The organism is uncultured Mailhella sp. (assembly GCF_947631555.1).
Lineage (GTDB): Bacteria > Desulfobacterota > Desulfovibrionia > Desulfovibrionales > Desulfovibrionaceae > Mailhella.
The window spans coordinates 1-13,777 of sequence record NZ_CANRLT010000067.1 but is presented as its reverse complement, the minus strand read 5'-3'; the positions used below and the strand labels follow the sequence as shown (position 1 = coordinate 13,777).

The 13,777-nt window shown below is 60.9% G+C and carries 13 protein-coding genes; 10 read left to right on the top strand and 3 right to left on the bottom strand.

Annotation, left to right across the window (positions count from 1 at the left end; translation table 11 throughout):
- The coding region (locus Q0Z94_RS09035; protein WP_298068951.1) for an SDR family NAD(P)-dependent oxidoreductase at positions 1–419 on the top strand (419 nt) is incomplete at its 5' end.
- A 22-nt stretch (positions 420–441) separates the two neighbouring features.
- Entirely contained in the window at positions 442–861 is a 420-nt protein-coding gene (locus Q0Z94_RS09030; protein WP_298068949.1) for a thioesterase family protein, read from the top strand.
- A 22-nt stretch (positions 862–883) separates the two neighbouring features.
- Here Q0Z94_RS09030 and Q0Z94_RS09025 read toward each other — a convergent pair whose 3' ends face one another.
- Entirely contained in the window at positions 884–1,852 is a 969-nt protein-coding gene (locus Q0Z94_RS09025) for a TIGR01212 family radical SAM protein (RefSeq protein WP_298068947.1), read from the bottom strand.
- A gap of 75 nt (positions 1,853–1,927) precedes the next feature.
- Here Q0Z94_RS09025 and Q0Z94_RS09020 point away from each other — a divergent pair, with 75 nt between their 5' ends.
- The 4 genes from Q0Z94_RS09020 (at position 1,928) to mrdA (ending at position 6,310) form a co-directional block, all read left to right on the top strand.
- The gene (locus Q0Z94_RS09020) at positions 1,928–2,968 is read left to right on the top strand and encodes a rod shape-determining protein (RefSeq protein WP_298068945.1); all 1,041 of its coding nucleotides are present in this window, start codon (positions 1,928–1,930) and stop codon (positions 2,966–2,968) included.
- 111 nt (positions 2,969–3,079) lie between these two features.
- The gene (mreC, locus tag Q0Z94_RS09015) at positions 3,080–4,012 is read left to right on the top strand and encodes a rod shape-determining protein MreC (RefSeq protein ID WP_298068943.1); all 933 of its coding nucleotides are present in this window, start codon (positions 3,080–3,082) and stop codon (positions 4,010–4,012) included.
- A complete protein-coding gene (locus Q0Z94_RS09010) occupies positions 4,009–4,476 on the top strand; it encodes a hypothetical protein (protein ID WP_298068941.1) in 468 nt (155 codons plus the stop codon). Before mreC ends, Q0Z94_RS09010 begins: the two co-directional genes overlap by 4 nt.
- On the top strand, positions 4,460–6,310 hold the full coding sequence (mrdA, locus tag Q0Z94_RS09005) for a penicillin-binding protein 2 (RefSeq protein WP_298068940.1): 1,851 nt from the start codon (positions 4,460–4,462) through the stop codon (positions 6,308–6,310). The genes Q0Z94_RS09010 and mrdA overlap by 17 nt, the downstream gene beginning before the upstream one ends.
- A gap of 48 nt (positions 6,311–6,358) precedes the next feature.
- Here mrdA and Q0Z94_RS09000 read toward each other — a convergent pair whose 3' ends face one another.
- Positions 6,359–9,211 carry a CBS domain-containing protein gene (locus tag Q0Z94_RS09000; RefSeq protein WP_298068938.1) on the bottom strand — a complete coding sequence of 951 codons (2,853 nt, stop codon included), beginning with the start codon at positions 9,209–9,211 and terminating at the stop codon, positions 6,359–6,361.
- A complete protein-coding gene (gene xerD / locus Q0Z94_RS08995) occupies positions 9,204–10,190 on the bottom strand; it encodes a site-specific tyrosine recombinase XerD (protein ID WP_298068952.1) in 987 nt (328 codons plus the stop codon). The genes Q0Z94_RS09000 and xerD overlap by 8 nt, the downstream gene beginning before the upstream one ends.
- A 352-nt stretch (positions 10,191–10,542) precedes the next feature.
- Between xerD and Q0Z94_RS08990 the strand changes: the two genes are divergently transcribed.
- The 4 genes from Q0Z94_RS08990 to Q0Z94_RS08975 form a co-directional block, all read left to right on the top strand.
- Positions 10,543–11,523, top strand: coding sequence for a YbhN family protein (locus tag Q0Z94_RS08990; protein WP_298068936.1), 981 nt, complete (start codon positions 10,543–10,545; stop codon positions 11,521–11,523).
- Positions 11,524–11,696: 173 nt separating this feature from the next.
- Complete coding sequence (locus Q0Z94_RS08985) at positions 11,697–12,398, top strand: DUF134 domain-containing protein (protein ID WP_298068933.1); 702 nt, start codon at positions 11,697–11,699, stop codon at positions 12,396–12,398.
- Positions 12,395–13,261: an ATP-binding protein gene (locus Q0Z94_RS08980; protein ID WP_298068931.1), complete on the top strand. Its 867-nt coding sequence runs from the start codon at positions 12,395–12,397 to the stop codon at positions 13,259–13,261. The genes Q0Z94_RS08985 and Q0Z94_RS08980 overlap by 4 nt, the downstream gene beginning before the upstream one ends.
- The coding region (locus tag Q0Z94_RS08975) for a 4Fe-4S binding protein (RefSeq protein WP_298068929.1) at positions 13,258–13,777 on the top strand (520 nt) is incomplete at its 3' end. The genes Q0Z94_RS08980 and Q0Z94_RS08975, both read left to right, overlap by 4 nt.

Below are 13,777 nucleotides of genomic sequence, written 5' to 3'. Positions count from 1 at the left end.
TGCTCTACGCCACCCGCGCCATTCTGCCAGGCATGGTTGCCCGCGACCGCGGCCACATCTTCATGATCGGCTCCGTGGCGGGCAACTATTCCTACGGTGGCGGCAACGTGTACTGCGGCACCAAGTCCTTTGTTAAGCAGTTCGCCCTGGCTCTGCGCGCCGACCTTCTCGGCAAGCACATCCGCGTGACCAACATCGAACCCGGTCTTGCGGAAAGCGAATTTTCCCTCGAACGCTTCCACGGGGACAGCGAACGCGCCGCCAAAGTCTACGAAGGTACAGAGCCGCTCACCCCGCAGGACATTGCCGACATCATCTTCTGGATCGCCGGAACTCCGGCTCATGTAAACATCAACCGCATCGAAGTCATGCCCGTGTGCCAGTGCCCCAGCGGGCCTGCGGTCATCAAGGGCATGTGATGATGCGCCGCACGGGGAAGAGATGGACGCAATGCGCACTGAAACATGGCTCGCCCACCGCGTCTCCTACGGAGAAACCGATGCTATGGGCGTTGTCTATCATGCCGAGTATCTCCACTACTTCGAACGCTCGCGCAATGCGCTCTGCCGTGCCTGCGGCATGAGTTACCGGGAGATCGAACAGTCCGGTTTCGCCCTTCCCGTCCGGGAAGTGCAGTGCCGCTACCGCAGACCAGCCCGTTATGACGACGTCATCCAGATCCATGTCTGGATTGCGGAGTGGCGGCGGGCGTCCATCCGCTTCCAGTACGAGATCCTTGATGAAAGCCGCTCCGACGTGTTGTGCGAGGGCATGACCTTCCACGCCTTCACCTCGCTAGAGGGCCGTCCCGTGGCCATTCCCGGCTGGATCCGGGAACGCCTTGACGTGAAGCCGGCCTGAACGCAGGGCACGGAAGCCGGTCTCATGCAGTCTGGCTTTTTCCATCCTCAGACTCGAAGGGACTGGCTGCGGGAACGTCACACGCCCTGCCCTGCCACCAGTCGTTGTACTCCAGCATCCGCCGTATGGCGAGGAGAACTAGGCCCTTTTCCGCAGCCCAGCCCGGGGCGAGCAGCTCCCCCCGGGCGGGATCCGCCGCCAGTCTGTGGATAACGAAGGACGAAGGCAGAAGCGTGAGTGCCCGCGCCGCAAGTTCAACGTAATCTTCCTGAGAGAGCGGCTGATAGCGCCCTGCACTCCAGTCTTCGGCCAGGGCGGTTTCAGCGGGAACGTAAAGGTTGTGAAGCTTGACGCCCTGCACCGGCTGCGCGGCCGCCCAACGCACCGTGTCCAGAAAGTCATCCCCGCTTTCTCCGGGCAGGCCGGCCATGAGATGAACGCAGACCTTCACGCCGAAGGCGGCGGCCAGTGCTATGGCCTCTTCCGCCTGCTTCACCGTATGCCCGCGGCGTATGCGAAAGAGCGTCTCATCACGGCAGGACTGGACACCGATTTCCAGCCAGAAGTCCTCCCAGGGCACTCCGGCCAGAATCGCCATCTTCTCTTCATCCAGGCAGTCGGGCCGTGTGCCAAGGCTCGCCCCCACAAGACCGGGCAGCGGAGCGAGGGCATCAAGGAGAGCGCAAAGACGCGAGGCCGGGCCGTAGGTGTTCGTAAAGGACTGGATATAGCCCAGAAAGTGCTCCACACGCCTGCTCCGCGGACTTTGTGACAGCCGTGCCCGCCACCTGTCCCACTGCACGGCAAAACTCTCCCGCCCCATGCCGGTTCCTGCGCCCAGAGGATTACAGAAAGTGCAGCCGCCCTTTCCCAGGGTTCCGTCCCGATTCGGGCAGCCGGAGCCTGCATCCAGGGGGATTTTCAGCACCTTTTCCCCGTGGCGGCTCTGAAGCCAGGCATCCAGACTGCGGAAACGCATCACGTTTTTCATATTGACAGCTACCCGATTCTGTGACTAGAACCATACATCTTTTCTACCTTAATATTCCGAGTCGAGAACGCGTTCATGGCCAAAATCTTCGATCTCCTTCTGGGTATTTTTTCCAACGACCTCGCCATTGATCTTGGCACGGCGAACACCTGCGTCTACGTCAAGGGCAAGGGCATCGTCCTTCGCGAACCTTCCGTGGTTGCCGTCAAAAAAGACCGCCACGGCAACAATCAGGTGCTGGCCGTCGGCGCCGAAGCCAAGCGTATGCTCGGCCGCGCCCCGGGCAACATCAGCGCCATCCGTCCCATGAAGGACGGCGTCATCGCCGACTTTGAGGTGACGGAAGCCATGCTCCGCTATTTTATCTCCAAAGTCCATAATCAACGCCGTCTGGTACGCCCGCGCATCATGGTCTGCGTCCCCACCGGCATCACGCAGGTGGAAAAGCGTGCCGTGAAGGAATCCGCCCTGAGCGCCGGCGCGCGTGAAGTCTACCTCATCGAGGAACCGATGGCTGCGGCCATCGGTGCAAACCTCCCCATTCAGGAACCCACCGCGAACATGGTTGTGGACATCGGCGGCGGCACGACGGAAGTCGCCGTCATTTCCCTGTCCGGCATCGTGTATTCCCGCTCCGTCCGCGTAGGCGGTGACAAGATGGACGAAGCCATTCTGCGCCATGTGAAACGCAAGTACAATATGCTCATCGGCGAATCCACGGCGGAAGACATCAAGATTCAGATCGCCTCCGCCTACCCGATGGAGGAAGAAAAGCAGATTGAAGTCAAGGGCCGCGATCTCGTCACCGGCATCCCGCAGACCATCATCATCACTTCCGAAGAAGTGCGCAAGGCCATTTCCGAACAGGTAGACGCCATCGTTCAGGCCGTGCGCCAGGCTCTGGAGCAGACGCCTCCGGAACTCGCCGCTGACGTCGTGGAACGCGGCATCGTGCTCACCGGCGGCGGCGCCTTGCTCAAGGGGCTGGATCAGCTCCTGCGCGAAGACACTGCTCTGCCCATTTTCAGCGTGGACGACCCCCTCGCCACCGTGGTCATGGGTACGGGCATAGCGCTGGACAACCTGCATACCATGCACGAAGTCTGCACTGAATAGTCAGACGCACCTTCCCTGCTGCTTCGGCAGAGAGGTGCTTTCCTTCTTTCCGGCCCCGCGCCCGCCATCCTTCCTGCCGCGCTCCGCGGGTCTTCAGGAGCACGACCTCTGGTGATACCCCGCCGTATCTTTTTTCTCATTGTATGCTGTATGCTGCTGTTCCTCGGCGTTTACACCTGGAACCAGCGTACAGGACATTGGGATCGTTTCTGCGCCAACGTCGGCCTGGAATTCACGGGCGGCGTCATGCGCATGATTCGGGGGATGGAGAACTCCGTCGTCAGCCTTTGGGATCACTATGCCGATCTGCGCGGCGTCAAGGTACAGAACGACGCGCTGAAGAACCGCGTGCGCCTGCTGGAAGCCCGGCTGCACAACGCTGAAGAAGATCTTGCCGAACTGCAACGCCTTCGCCGTCTGCTCCATCTGCGCTACCCCGAGGCCTGGCAGGCACGGGCGGCACACGTCCTTGCCTGGCGCATGGGTCCGAACGCGGCCCTCAGCACCATTATGCTGAACTCCGGCTATCTCAACGGTGCTTCTCCCGGTACACCCGTCTCCTCCTGGCAAGGGCTGGTGGGCCGGGTACTCAAGTCCGGCCCGGGTACCTCAGTTGTTTTGCTGCTCACGGACACGGGTTCCCGAGTCTCCGTGGTCACCTCCGAAGGCCGAGTGCAGGGCATACTTGCCGGCGGCGGGCCGGGACTTCCTCTCGAACTGCGATTCGTGCGCCAGAATTCTCCAGTGAAGACGGGCGAACTGCTCATCTCCTCCGGCGTGGATTCGGCCTTTCCCAAGGGTATTCCCGTGGCGCGGGTCACGGCCATCTCTACGGGCGCGGCCTCCCGTTCCGGAGCCTCGGTACTTGAAATCCAGGCAGAACCGCTCGTGGACTTCCGGAGTCTGGAAGAAGTGCTGCTGCTTCAGCGACCCGAAGGAGCCATCGCCCCGGAATCCGATGAAGTTTACACCCGGCGTGATGCGGTACAGAATGAGGCTGAACTCTCTGAAGACCTGCCCGGAAACGCCGAGGCCCAGCCATGAGCTGGATCATTGCCGGCTGGTGGATACTCTACGCAGCCCTCGCCATCGCCCTGCAGTCGCTTGTGCCCGGCCTGGACTTTCTGCTTCCCGGACTGCTCCTCGCCTTGCAGCAACGCCAATTTATGCGCTCCCTGTGCCTCGCCGCCGTGTTTCTTGTCCTCCAGGAAGGCATGGGGAGCATGAGCTTCGGCAGCACCTTTCTCCTCTACATCCTGACCTTCCTCTCCTTCTACGCGGCATGCAGTCTCTTCGAGGGCAAGAGTACGCTCTTTGTCGTCCTGCTCGGCGCGGCACTCGCCGCTGCACACTACTTCACCTTTGCCCTCGCCGCTTCGCTTCAGGATATTCCCTGGCAGGCCGCCGCACTGCGCACGGAATGCGTCATGCAGGCGTTCTTCACGCCTCTCCTCTGGTGGGCGGCCTCCACGCTGTACAGGATAGCGATCCATGAAGGTCGAGCCTAAACGCGACGAATACCAGCCGCCGAAAAACGGACTGATCCTGCTGCAGTTTTGCATCGCTCTCCTTTTTGTTACCTTTTGCGCCCGCTTCTGGTATCTGCAAATCCATCGTGGGGCGGACTATGTGGTCAAGGCTCAGGAAAACCGGCTGCGCTACGAACGCATCTTTGCCCCTCGAGGCGAAATTTATGATCTGCGCGGAGAGCTGATCGCCGAGAACCGCACGGCCTACGGACTTTCCCTGGTGCGCGAATACTGCCCCGACATCCCGGCGGCGCTGGCCCAGGTCAGCGCCTGGACGGGGGTGCCTCTGGATCGCCTCACCGCCCGCTACGAACAGGATCGAAGCAAGGGCCGCAGCTTTGACCCCATTCTTCTGCTCACGGACATGCCCTTCGAGCAGGTGGCCCCCATCGAGGCCGAACTGTACAAATGGCCCGGACTGAATGTGGTTACCCATTCCCGCCGCTATTACCCTGAAGGCGAAGCCTTTTCTCACATCCTTGGCTATGTGGCCGAAGCCAGCGAAAACGAGCTTGAAGCAGATGCCGGACTTTCCCTAGGGGACATGGTGGGACGTCAGGGGCTGGAAGCCATTCTGGAAAAACGCCTGCGCGGGCAAAAGGGGCTTTACCGCCTTGAAGTGGACGTGCTGGGACGCCCGCTCAGCCGCACACTCATGGAATCCCCGCACATGGGCCAGAATGTGACACTCTCCATCGACTCCCGCCTTCAGCACGCCGTGATGAAGGCTATGGGCGACTATTCGGGAAGCGTGGTGGTCATGGAACCGGACAGCGGCAAACTGCTGGCGTTGGTGACGCGTCCCGCCTACGACAACAATATATTCATCGGCGGCCTTTCCGTGCGCGACTGGAACGCCCTGCGCAGCGACCCACGCTTCCCGCTCCAGAACCGTGTCATCCAGAGTGCCTACCCTCCCGGTTCCGTGTGGAAGCTCATGATGGCGGGAATGCTGCTGGAACACGGCGTTTCGCCCAGAGAAACGGTGTTCTGCCCAGGCTCCTTCACCCTCGGTGATCGTACCTTCCGCTGCTGGAATGCCTGGGGACACGGCAATGTGGATCTTGAACACGCGCTCATCTATTCCTGCGACGTGTATTTTTACAGCATGGCCCTCAAGATGGGCATCAACAAGATGGAAGCCTTTGCCCGCGCCTGCGGCTATGGCCGGCCCACAGGCATAGACCTGCCCTCCGAGACTTCGGGGCTCGTGCCTTCGCGGGCGTGGAAGCAGCGGCGCTTTGGTGAAGCCTGGCAGCAAGGCGACACCGTCAACGCCTCCATCGGTCAGGGACACGTCCTCGTGACCCCCCTGCAAACGGCGGTGTTTCTCTCTTCCATCGTCAACGGCGGCTTTCTGCTCAAACCCCAGCTTGTCGCCGATGCCCCGCGGGAGGTCGCCGCGCGCACGCCTCTTTCTCCAGCGCATCTTGAGTGGCTGAAAAAGGCCATGGTTCAGACCGTGGAAGCGCCTGGGGCCACAGCCCGCATCCTCAAACGCCCGGATATGCGCATCGGCGGCAAGACCGGCACCGCGCAGGTAGTCAAGATCGGCGAGCGCCGCATTAAAAGCTGGGAGATGGAATTCCGGCAGCGCGATCACGCCTGGATCGGCTCATGGGGCGAAAAGGATGGGAAAAAGGTCGTCGTCGTCACCATGATCGAACACGGCGGAGGCGGAGGCGCGGTGGCTGGGCCTGTCACCAAGGCGGTGTACGATATTCTCTTCCCGCCCGAAAGTGCGCCCGAAGGGAAAAACCCGCAGGGTACAGAACCCGCAGCGGCTGCTCCGCTCCTGAGCCGGCGTCTGTGAAAAAGGCCAGCCGGCCATACAGTCCACCTAGTGCCGATGGGCCGCCATTCAGCGCTTGTCTCCCTTTTTCTGAACTTCCTTCCCCTCTTCCTCCAGCGTGAAGCGAACCGCCAGGTTTGCCGCCAGTTCAAGCTGCTTTTCGCGGTTCAGCGTCTCATCATCCAGGCACGCCGCCAGCACTTCTTCCAGAATGCGGCCGAACATGGGACCGGGCTTCAGGCCCAGGCGCACAAGGTCGTCGCCGTTGATGCCGGCCTTCATCTGTCTGCCCTGATAAATGTACCGCGTCAGTTTTTCATGCAGCTCAGGCTTGTCCTCACGGGTGAGGAGATAGAGGAGAACTTCCAGGGGTGCACGCGCCAGCAGACGGTGCAGGTCACTGACGGGTCCATCGTTCTTCTCCCAGCGGGCCAGCCCCTGCCGTGCGGAAATGATGACGCCTCGGGCAAAGAGCGTGTCCCGCTTCCTTTTCTCAGAGAACTGAAGCCGGGCCAGCACCTGTTCCAGATCCGAAGCCGGCGCGCGGCGGGAAAGCACGAGAAGCATGATCATGAGCAGATCGGGCTTCTCCGGCAGGTACATGTGCGAGTACCATTCCAGCACCTTGCGCAGGCGTTCGATGGTCTCGCGCTTCTCGTTGTCGATCGCCAGGATCGGGTGGACTTCTGCCAGTATCCCCAGTTCAGCCATGCGGAAAAATGCAAGGTGCATGTTCCGCTCTTCCATCATGAGTTCCAGTTCATGGGTGATGCGCCCTCCGGACAAGTAGCGGAGAAGGTGCAGATCGTCCACGGCGTTGCGGGCAAAACGCTCGCACTGAACGCCCATGCGAAAACCGTAGCGCTGTTCGAAGCGGACAGCGCGGAATACGCGCGTGGGGTCTTCCACGAAGCTGAGCGCATGGAGTACCTTGATCCTCTTGTTGCGCACGTCGTCCTGGCCGTCAAAGAAATCCACAAGCTGGCCAAATTCTCCGGGATTCAGGCGCATGGCCATGGCGTTGATGGAAAAATCACGCCGGTAGAGATCCATCTTGATGGAACTGCGCTCCACCTGCGGAAGAGCGCCCGGTTCGGTATAGAATTCAAGTCGGGCTGTGGCAATGTCCACCTTGGCTTCCACGCTGTCCGGAAAATGCCCCTGACCGCGCTTTGCGGATTCCTTGTTCAGGCTCTCCACGGGGAAGGTCAGCATGGCCGTCATGAACTCCTTGTGTTCACGCACACGCCCCTTGAGATGTATGGCCAGACGGTGCGCGAAGTCGAGAGCGTCGCCCTCCACAACAAGGTCAATGTCCACTTCCGGCCAGTGCAGGCCCTTGCGCTCCATGACAAGATCCCGCACAAAGCCTCCAACGGCATAGGCCGAGATGCCCATATCGTGAGCCGCTTCACCGGCAAGAGCAAGGAAATCCACGCAGACTCCCGGGATCCACTTGCGCAGAATCGACGCAAGGTTGCGCTCCTTGCGGGAACGATGGCTCACCGGAGGGATGTGTGCCGCGTGTTCGCCCATGAAAAGCCGGATGAGATCCGTTCGCGTGACCACGCCGATGGTGGAACGCCGGACAAGGATTTCCTGACGCCGTGCCTCGGCCTCTTCTTCCGAAAGGCTGCCAAGGTCTTTGCCGGTTTCGACGTCCTCTCCCGCCACCACGGGGATAAGCCGCTGACGGCCGCCAATCATGATGTCCACGAGTTCCTGAAGTCCGGACGAGGCCGTCACCACCTGGAAGGTCTGGAGCATATAGACGCTGGTATCGACGTGCCCCAGCCCGTGCCCCGAAGCCTTGGCCGCTATGTCCTGGGAAAGTATGCCGGAGCAGATCCGCTCCTTGCAGCTGAACACTGGCACGGCCTTGAGTCCGTAGCGGTTCATGAGGGAAAGAGCGTCACTGATGCTGGCGTTCTCATAGACACCCACTGCAGGACTGGACATGAGCCGGCCCGCGTTCTCATCGGCGTTGGCCAGCACGGACGCCTTCATGAGCAGAAAGTCCCGAATCTGGGGCAGTGTTCTGTCCTTCACTGAGGCCGAAGCCGCGTAGTGATGTCCGCCGCCGCCGAGCATACGGCAGATTTCCCCCACATCCACACGCGGAGAACTGCTGCGCCCCACCACCTGCACCTTGTCTTCCATCGAGGCAAGTGCGAAAAGCGCACTGCACTTCTCGATTTCCATGATGCGCGGGGCAAGCATGGCAAAATTGTCCAGAAAGCCTTCGCTCGGCATGGAGGACACGGCCAATATCTCGCCGCCAATATCGCGGACTTCCGTGTTTTCCAGCATTTCCGAAAGGATCTTGAGCTGCTCCCGGCCCATGACGACAGAAATAATGCGGCTGACGGCGGGCAGATCCACACCGATGCCCACAAGCCAGGCCGCGGCCTGAAAATCCCGCGGTGTGACCGAGGAATAGCGAAAGGATCCAGTGTCTCCGTAAATGCCCGCAGCAAGGAGCGTTGCGTATTCGCAGGTAAGGGTGAGTCCGCGCCGTTGCAGTTCCTCGACGATGAGCGTTGAGGCGGCGCCCACCTTCTCGATACGGGAAAAGGCAGCATTGATTCTGCCTTCTTCGTCCTCGTCCTCGTTCAGGGGATGATGATCCCAAATGTGGATCTCCACATCCTCGCGCTCCAGGAGACTCTTGACATGCTGAAGCCGTGCGCTCATGTGAGCGTCCACCACGACGAGGCGCTTCACCTGCTCCGGCTCCAAATCACGGCTGGATACGCAGGGAAACAGCGGCGCAACGATTTCATCGTAGCATTCCTGTATTTGCTTTTCCTGCGAGCCGGGGAAGAGGAGACAAGCATCCGGATAAAGGACACCGGCTCCCACAAGCGCGGCAAGGGCATCGCTGTCGGCGTTGCTGTGACAGGTGATGATGGTTTCAGGCATGAAAAGCTCCTTTGTCGGAAAGCGCCGCCAGTTCCTCCAGCGAGGGCATGCCATCCGCCGGGTCGGGCAGTTCCCGTCCGCCGCTGCGCGGGTGGCAGCGGTGATACACGTCGGAAAGCAGGTCGGAACGGACGTGGGTATAGAGTTCCGTGGCGGCCAGGTCGGTGTGCCCCAGCAGCATCTGAACGGTGCGCAGATCCGCTCCGCCCTCCAGAAGATGCGTGGCGAAGGTATGACGCATAGTGTGCGGAGAAATATCGCGCTGTATGCCCGCTTGTGCCGCATAGCGTCTGATAAGCTTCCATACGGCCTGCCGGGTCAGCCCTGTGCCGGAGCGGTTGAGAAAGACGCGGCTGTCTCTGGGGTAAAATTCGGGGCGTACACGCTGCAGGTAATCGTCAAGAACGGTCAGGGCCCGGCTGTGCATGGGCACAATGCGTTCCTTTCTGCCCTTGCCGAAGACGCGCACGCATCCAGCCTGAAGGTCGAGATCCAGAGGGTGCAGGTTCACCAGCTCGGAAACTCGCAGACCCGAAGCGTACATGAGTTCCAGCATGGCTCTGTCGCGGCGTCCAAGCTTTGTATGGAGATCGGGCGCGGCGAGAAGCGCCATGACTTCGTCCAATGAGAGTACATTGGGCAGAACCTTAGGAAGTTTTGGCCCGTCCAGCAACGCGGCAGGATTGCCTGTCATGAGGTCCTGCTCGACGCACCAGCCGAGAAAACTACGCAGACAGGAAAGCCGCCGCGCCAGAGTGCGCTTGCCGTCGCCCCGCTGCCGCAGCCAGACCACGAAGAGAAGCATCTGTTCATCGTCCAGCGCTGCGAGAATCTGACGGGCGGAGCTTTGCGCTTCCCCGCTCTCTTCAAAAAATTCGGCCAGTGCCGCGAGATCCTGCCGATAGGAAGAGATGGTCATGAGCGAGAGACCGCGCACGGCCAAAAGCTGATCCAGCCAGGCTTCTCCCAGACGGCGCAAACTGTCTGAAGACGCCCTGCGGGCTGTCTCAAGGGCGGAAGGCCCACGGACGGAGCGCGGCTTCTCTTCCGGCAGTGCCTCTCCATCGATGACGGACTGCGCCTCAAGGACGGCGGAATCTTCTGGAAACAGCTTCTTGTGACCCACGTTTCAGGTTTCTCCCCATATGAATATTCTTGAAGCGAGAATAGCGACGGGGAATGGACGCGTCAACCGCCGCACGTTTTTACCCCGCCCTGTCGGGATGAAAAGCGGCTCATCGGCTTGCCATACTGACCTAATCGGGCTATGATTGGCAACCGACAAGGGCTGTTCTGCTTCTTCTCCGTTCCTTTCTTTCGGGAAGCACCGTATGAAAAAATTCCTTCCGAGCCTGGGTAAACTTCTGGTAGCTGCCATCTTTGTTATCGCCTGCTGGATGCTCTACCACAAGATCAGAAGCTACAGCCTTGAAGAAATCCTCGACAGCATACTGCACATACGTTCCTCCCAGCTTCTGGCCGCCGTCCTGCTCGTTGTGCTCAACTACATCGTCCTTGTGGGCTACGACTGGCTGGCCGTCCGCGCCATACACCGCCGCCTGCCCCTCCCCCGTGTGGCCTTGGTTTCCTTCACCGGCTGCGCGGTGAGCTACAACCTCGGTGCGCTGCTCGGCGGCACTACGGTGCGCTATCGCCTGTACAGCGCCTGGGGTTTCCACCCCCTGGACATCGTCCGACTGGTACTCATGCTGGCGGTCACCTTCTGGATCGGAGCACTGGGGCTGGCCGGTGGGGTTCTGCTCTTCGCCAACGTCCATATTCCCCCGGAACTGGGCATTGACCCCGCCCACATCCGGCCTCTGGGCGGCTTCCTTGTCGCCCTCTGCGTTCTCTATCTGGCCCTCTGCAGCTGGGCCAGAGAGCGCCCCATCATGCTTTTCAAAAAGGAATTTGCGCTCCCCTCACTGCACCTCGCTCTGGCGCAGACCTGTGTGGCCTGTGCGGATCTGCTGGTGGCGGCGGCCTGCCTCTACGTTCTGCTGCCTGTTCACGCAAGTCTCACCTTCGCCGACTTTCTGCCCAATTACCTCTTCGCACAGGTGGCCGTTGTCCTGACTCACGTCCCCGGCGGCGTGGGCGTGCTTGAAGCCATACTCATGCATATTGTCCACGGCGTAGATCCCCGCAGACTCTTCGGCGCCATACTGGTCTTCCGTGTCCTCTACTACCTCGTCCCCCTGCTCTTCTCCACCGTCATCCTCTTTTTCTACGAATTTCGTCTGCGCAATCGCAGCCCGGAACAGATCGAACAGGAAAAGAAGGCCACACTGCTTCCCGGCGGCAAGGCCTGATCCTCTTCCCAGGCATAACTGCCGCAAATCCCCTGCTCTTTGCCTCTCCTGAAGGTATATTACCTTCTTGTCCTCCATCTCTCCGGCCTCAGACTTCTCCAGGAAAAAACGCCGTCCTCTTGACGCTGTCCACAAAATGATTATGCTCATTTGAGCAAAACAAGGAACGCACCATGTCAAGACCGAAGCTCTGCCGCCGTGTGACAGGAAGACCGCAGACTTCCTATTTCAAGCCCCGCGGCATACCGCTGCGGGAGCTTCAGGAAGTCGCACTGAACATGGAGGGCTTCGAAGCGCTGCGCCTTGCCGATCTGGAAGGCATGACCAGTATCGAGGCGGCCGGCCTCATGGGAGTTTCGCGGCACACCTTCGGCCGCATACTGGCTGAGGCTCGGCACATTGTGGCCGAGGCCGTCATCACGGGCAAAGCGCTCTCCATCGGAGGGGAGAAGTGCAAAAAGGCGGCCGGCTCCGGCAGGAGCGAACGCCGCACATCAGGGGAAAGCTCTATGGCTATTGTGGCAATTTCCAGCGAAGGACCGGAACTTGACGACCAGCTCGACCCGCGTTTCGGACGGGCCGGAGGCTTTGTCATCGTAGACACCGCGACCATGCAGACGCGTTATCTGGACAACGGAGCATCACAGGTCATGGCCAGAGGCGCCGGCATAGAAACCGCCGAACGCATGAGCGAAGCAGGCGTGGACGTGGTTTTGAGCGGTTACGTCGGACCGAAAGCCTTTGAAGCGCTGGAAGCGGCAGAAATCAAGGTTTGCCAGGATCTGGACGGCGTGACCGTGCGCCAGGCTCTGGAAAAATTTCTGGCCGGAGAGCTTTCCTTCGCCACGGCTCCCAACAGGCAGGGGCAGGCATGAGAATAGCCGTGGCCAGCGGCAAGGGCGGCGCGGGCAAGACCAGCCTCGTTTCGTCCCTCGCTCCCGTATGGGAACGCCCTCTTCTGCTCGTGGATGCGGATGTGGAGGCTCCAAACCTTCACCTCTTCCTGCACCCTGAAATTTCCCGCGAAGAGGCCGTTACCCTGCCTGTTCCCGAACTGAATGCCGAAGCCTGCACCCTGTGCGGACGCTGCCGCGAGATCTGTTCGTACAAGGCCATCGCCAAACTGGGCAGGCGCCTGAAAATTTTCGGCGACATGTGCCACGGCTGCGGAGGCTGCTTTGCCGTCTGCCCGGCAAACGCCTTGCGCCAAGGTTTCCGTGAACTGGGAACGCTGTCCGAAGGCAGTGCCTCGGGCCGGTCCTTCCTCATGGGCAGGACGCGTATCGGCGAAGCCATGACGCCGCCGCTGCTGCGTGCGCTCCTGCGCAGGGCGTCCGATCTCGCCAGGGGCGGAGATACGCTCATCGACTGCCCGCCGGGGGTGAGCTGCCCGGCCATGACCGTGGTACAGCGTGCGGATCTTGTCCTGCTCGCTGCGGAACCAACCCCCTTCGGCTTCCACGACTTTACCCTCGCGGTGCGGGCCTTCTCCCGTGCCAAAGCTCCCCTCGCCGTGGTCATGAACCGGGCCAAAATGCCGGGTAACGAAGCGGGCGATGCTCAGCTCCGCGACTTCTGCCGAAGCCGCGGACTCCCGCTGCTTGCGGAAGTGCCCTTTTCCCGCACGGCAGCGGAATACGGCGCACAAGGAGGACGCCTCTGCGACATCTCCGAAGACTGGCACGGCCTGTTTGCTGCTCTGGCGCAGCGCCTTCGGAAAGAAGGAGTCCGGTCATGATGAAGGAAATTGTCGTCATCAGCGGCAAGGGCGGCGCGGGCAAGACCTCGTTCTGCGCCTGCCTTGCCCACGTTGCCGGGAACGCTGTACTCTGCGATCTCGATGTGGATGCGCCCGACCTGCACATTATCCTCGATCCCGCACCGTCCCCGGCTCAGCCCTTTGTCTCCGGGCATACGGCCGGCATCCGCGGCGGCGACTGCCGGCACTGCGGACTCTGCGAACGTCTTTGTGCCTTTGAAGCCGTGCGTCCCGGGCCATCCATCGCGCCGCTCGCCTGTGAGGGCTGCGGCGTATGCGTACGCCTTTGTCCGGCCCAGGCCATCGACTTCCCGGAAAAAACCTGCGGAGAGTGGCGTATCTCGGAAACCCGCTTCGGCCCCTTCGTCCACGCCTGCCTCTACCCCGGCGAAGAAAATTCCGGCAGGATCATCGACCTGCTTAAACAGAAATCGCGTGAACTTGCCGCGGCTTCCGGAAAAGAATTCATCCTTTACGATGGTTCCCCCGGTATCG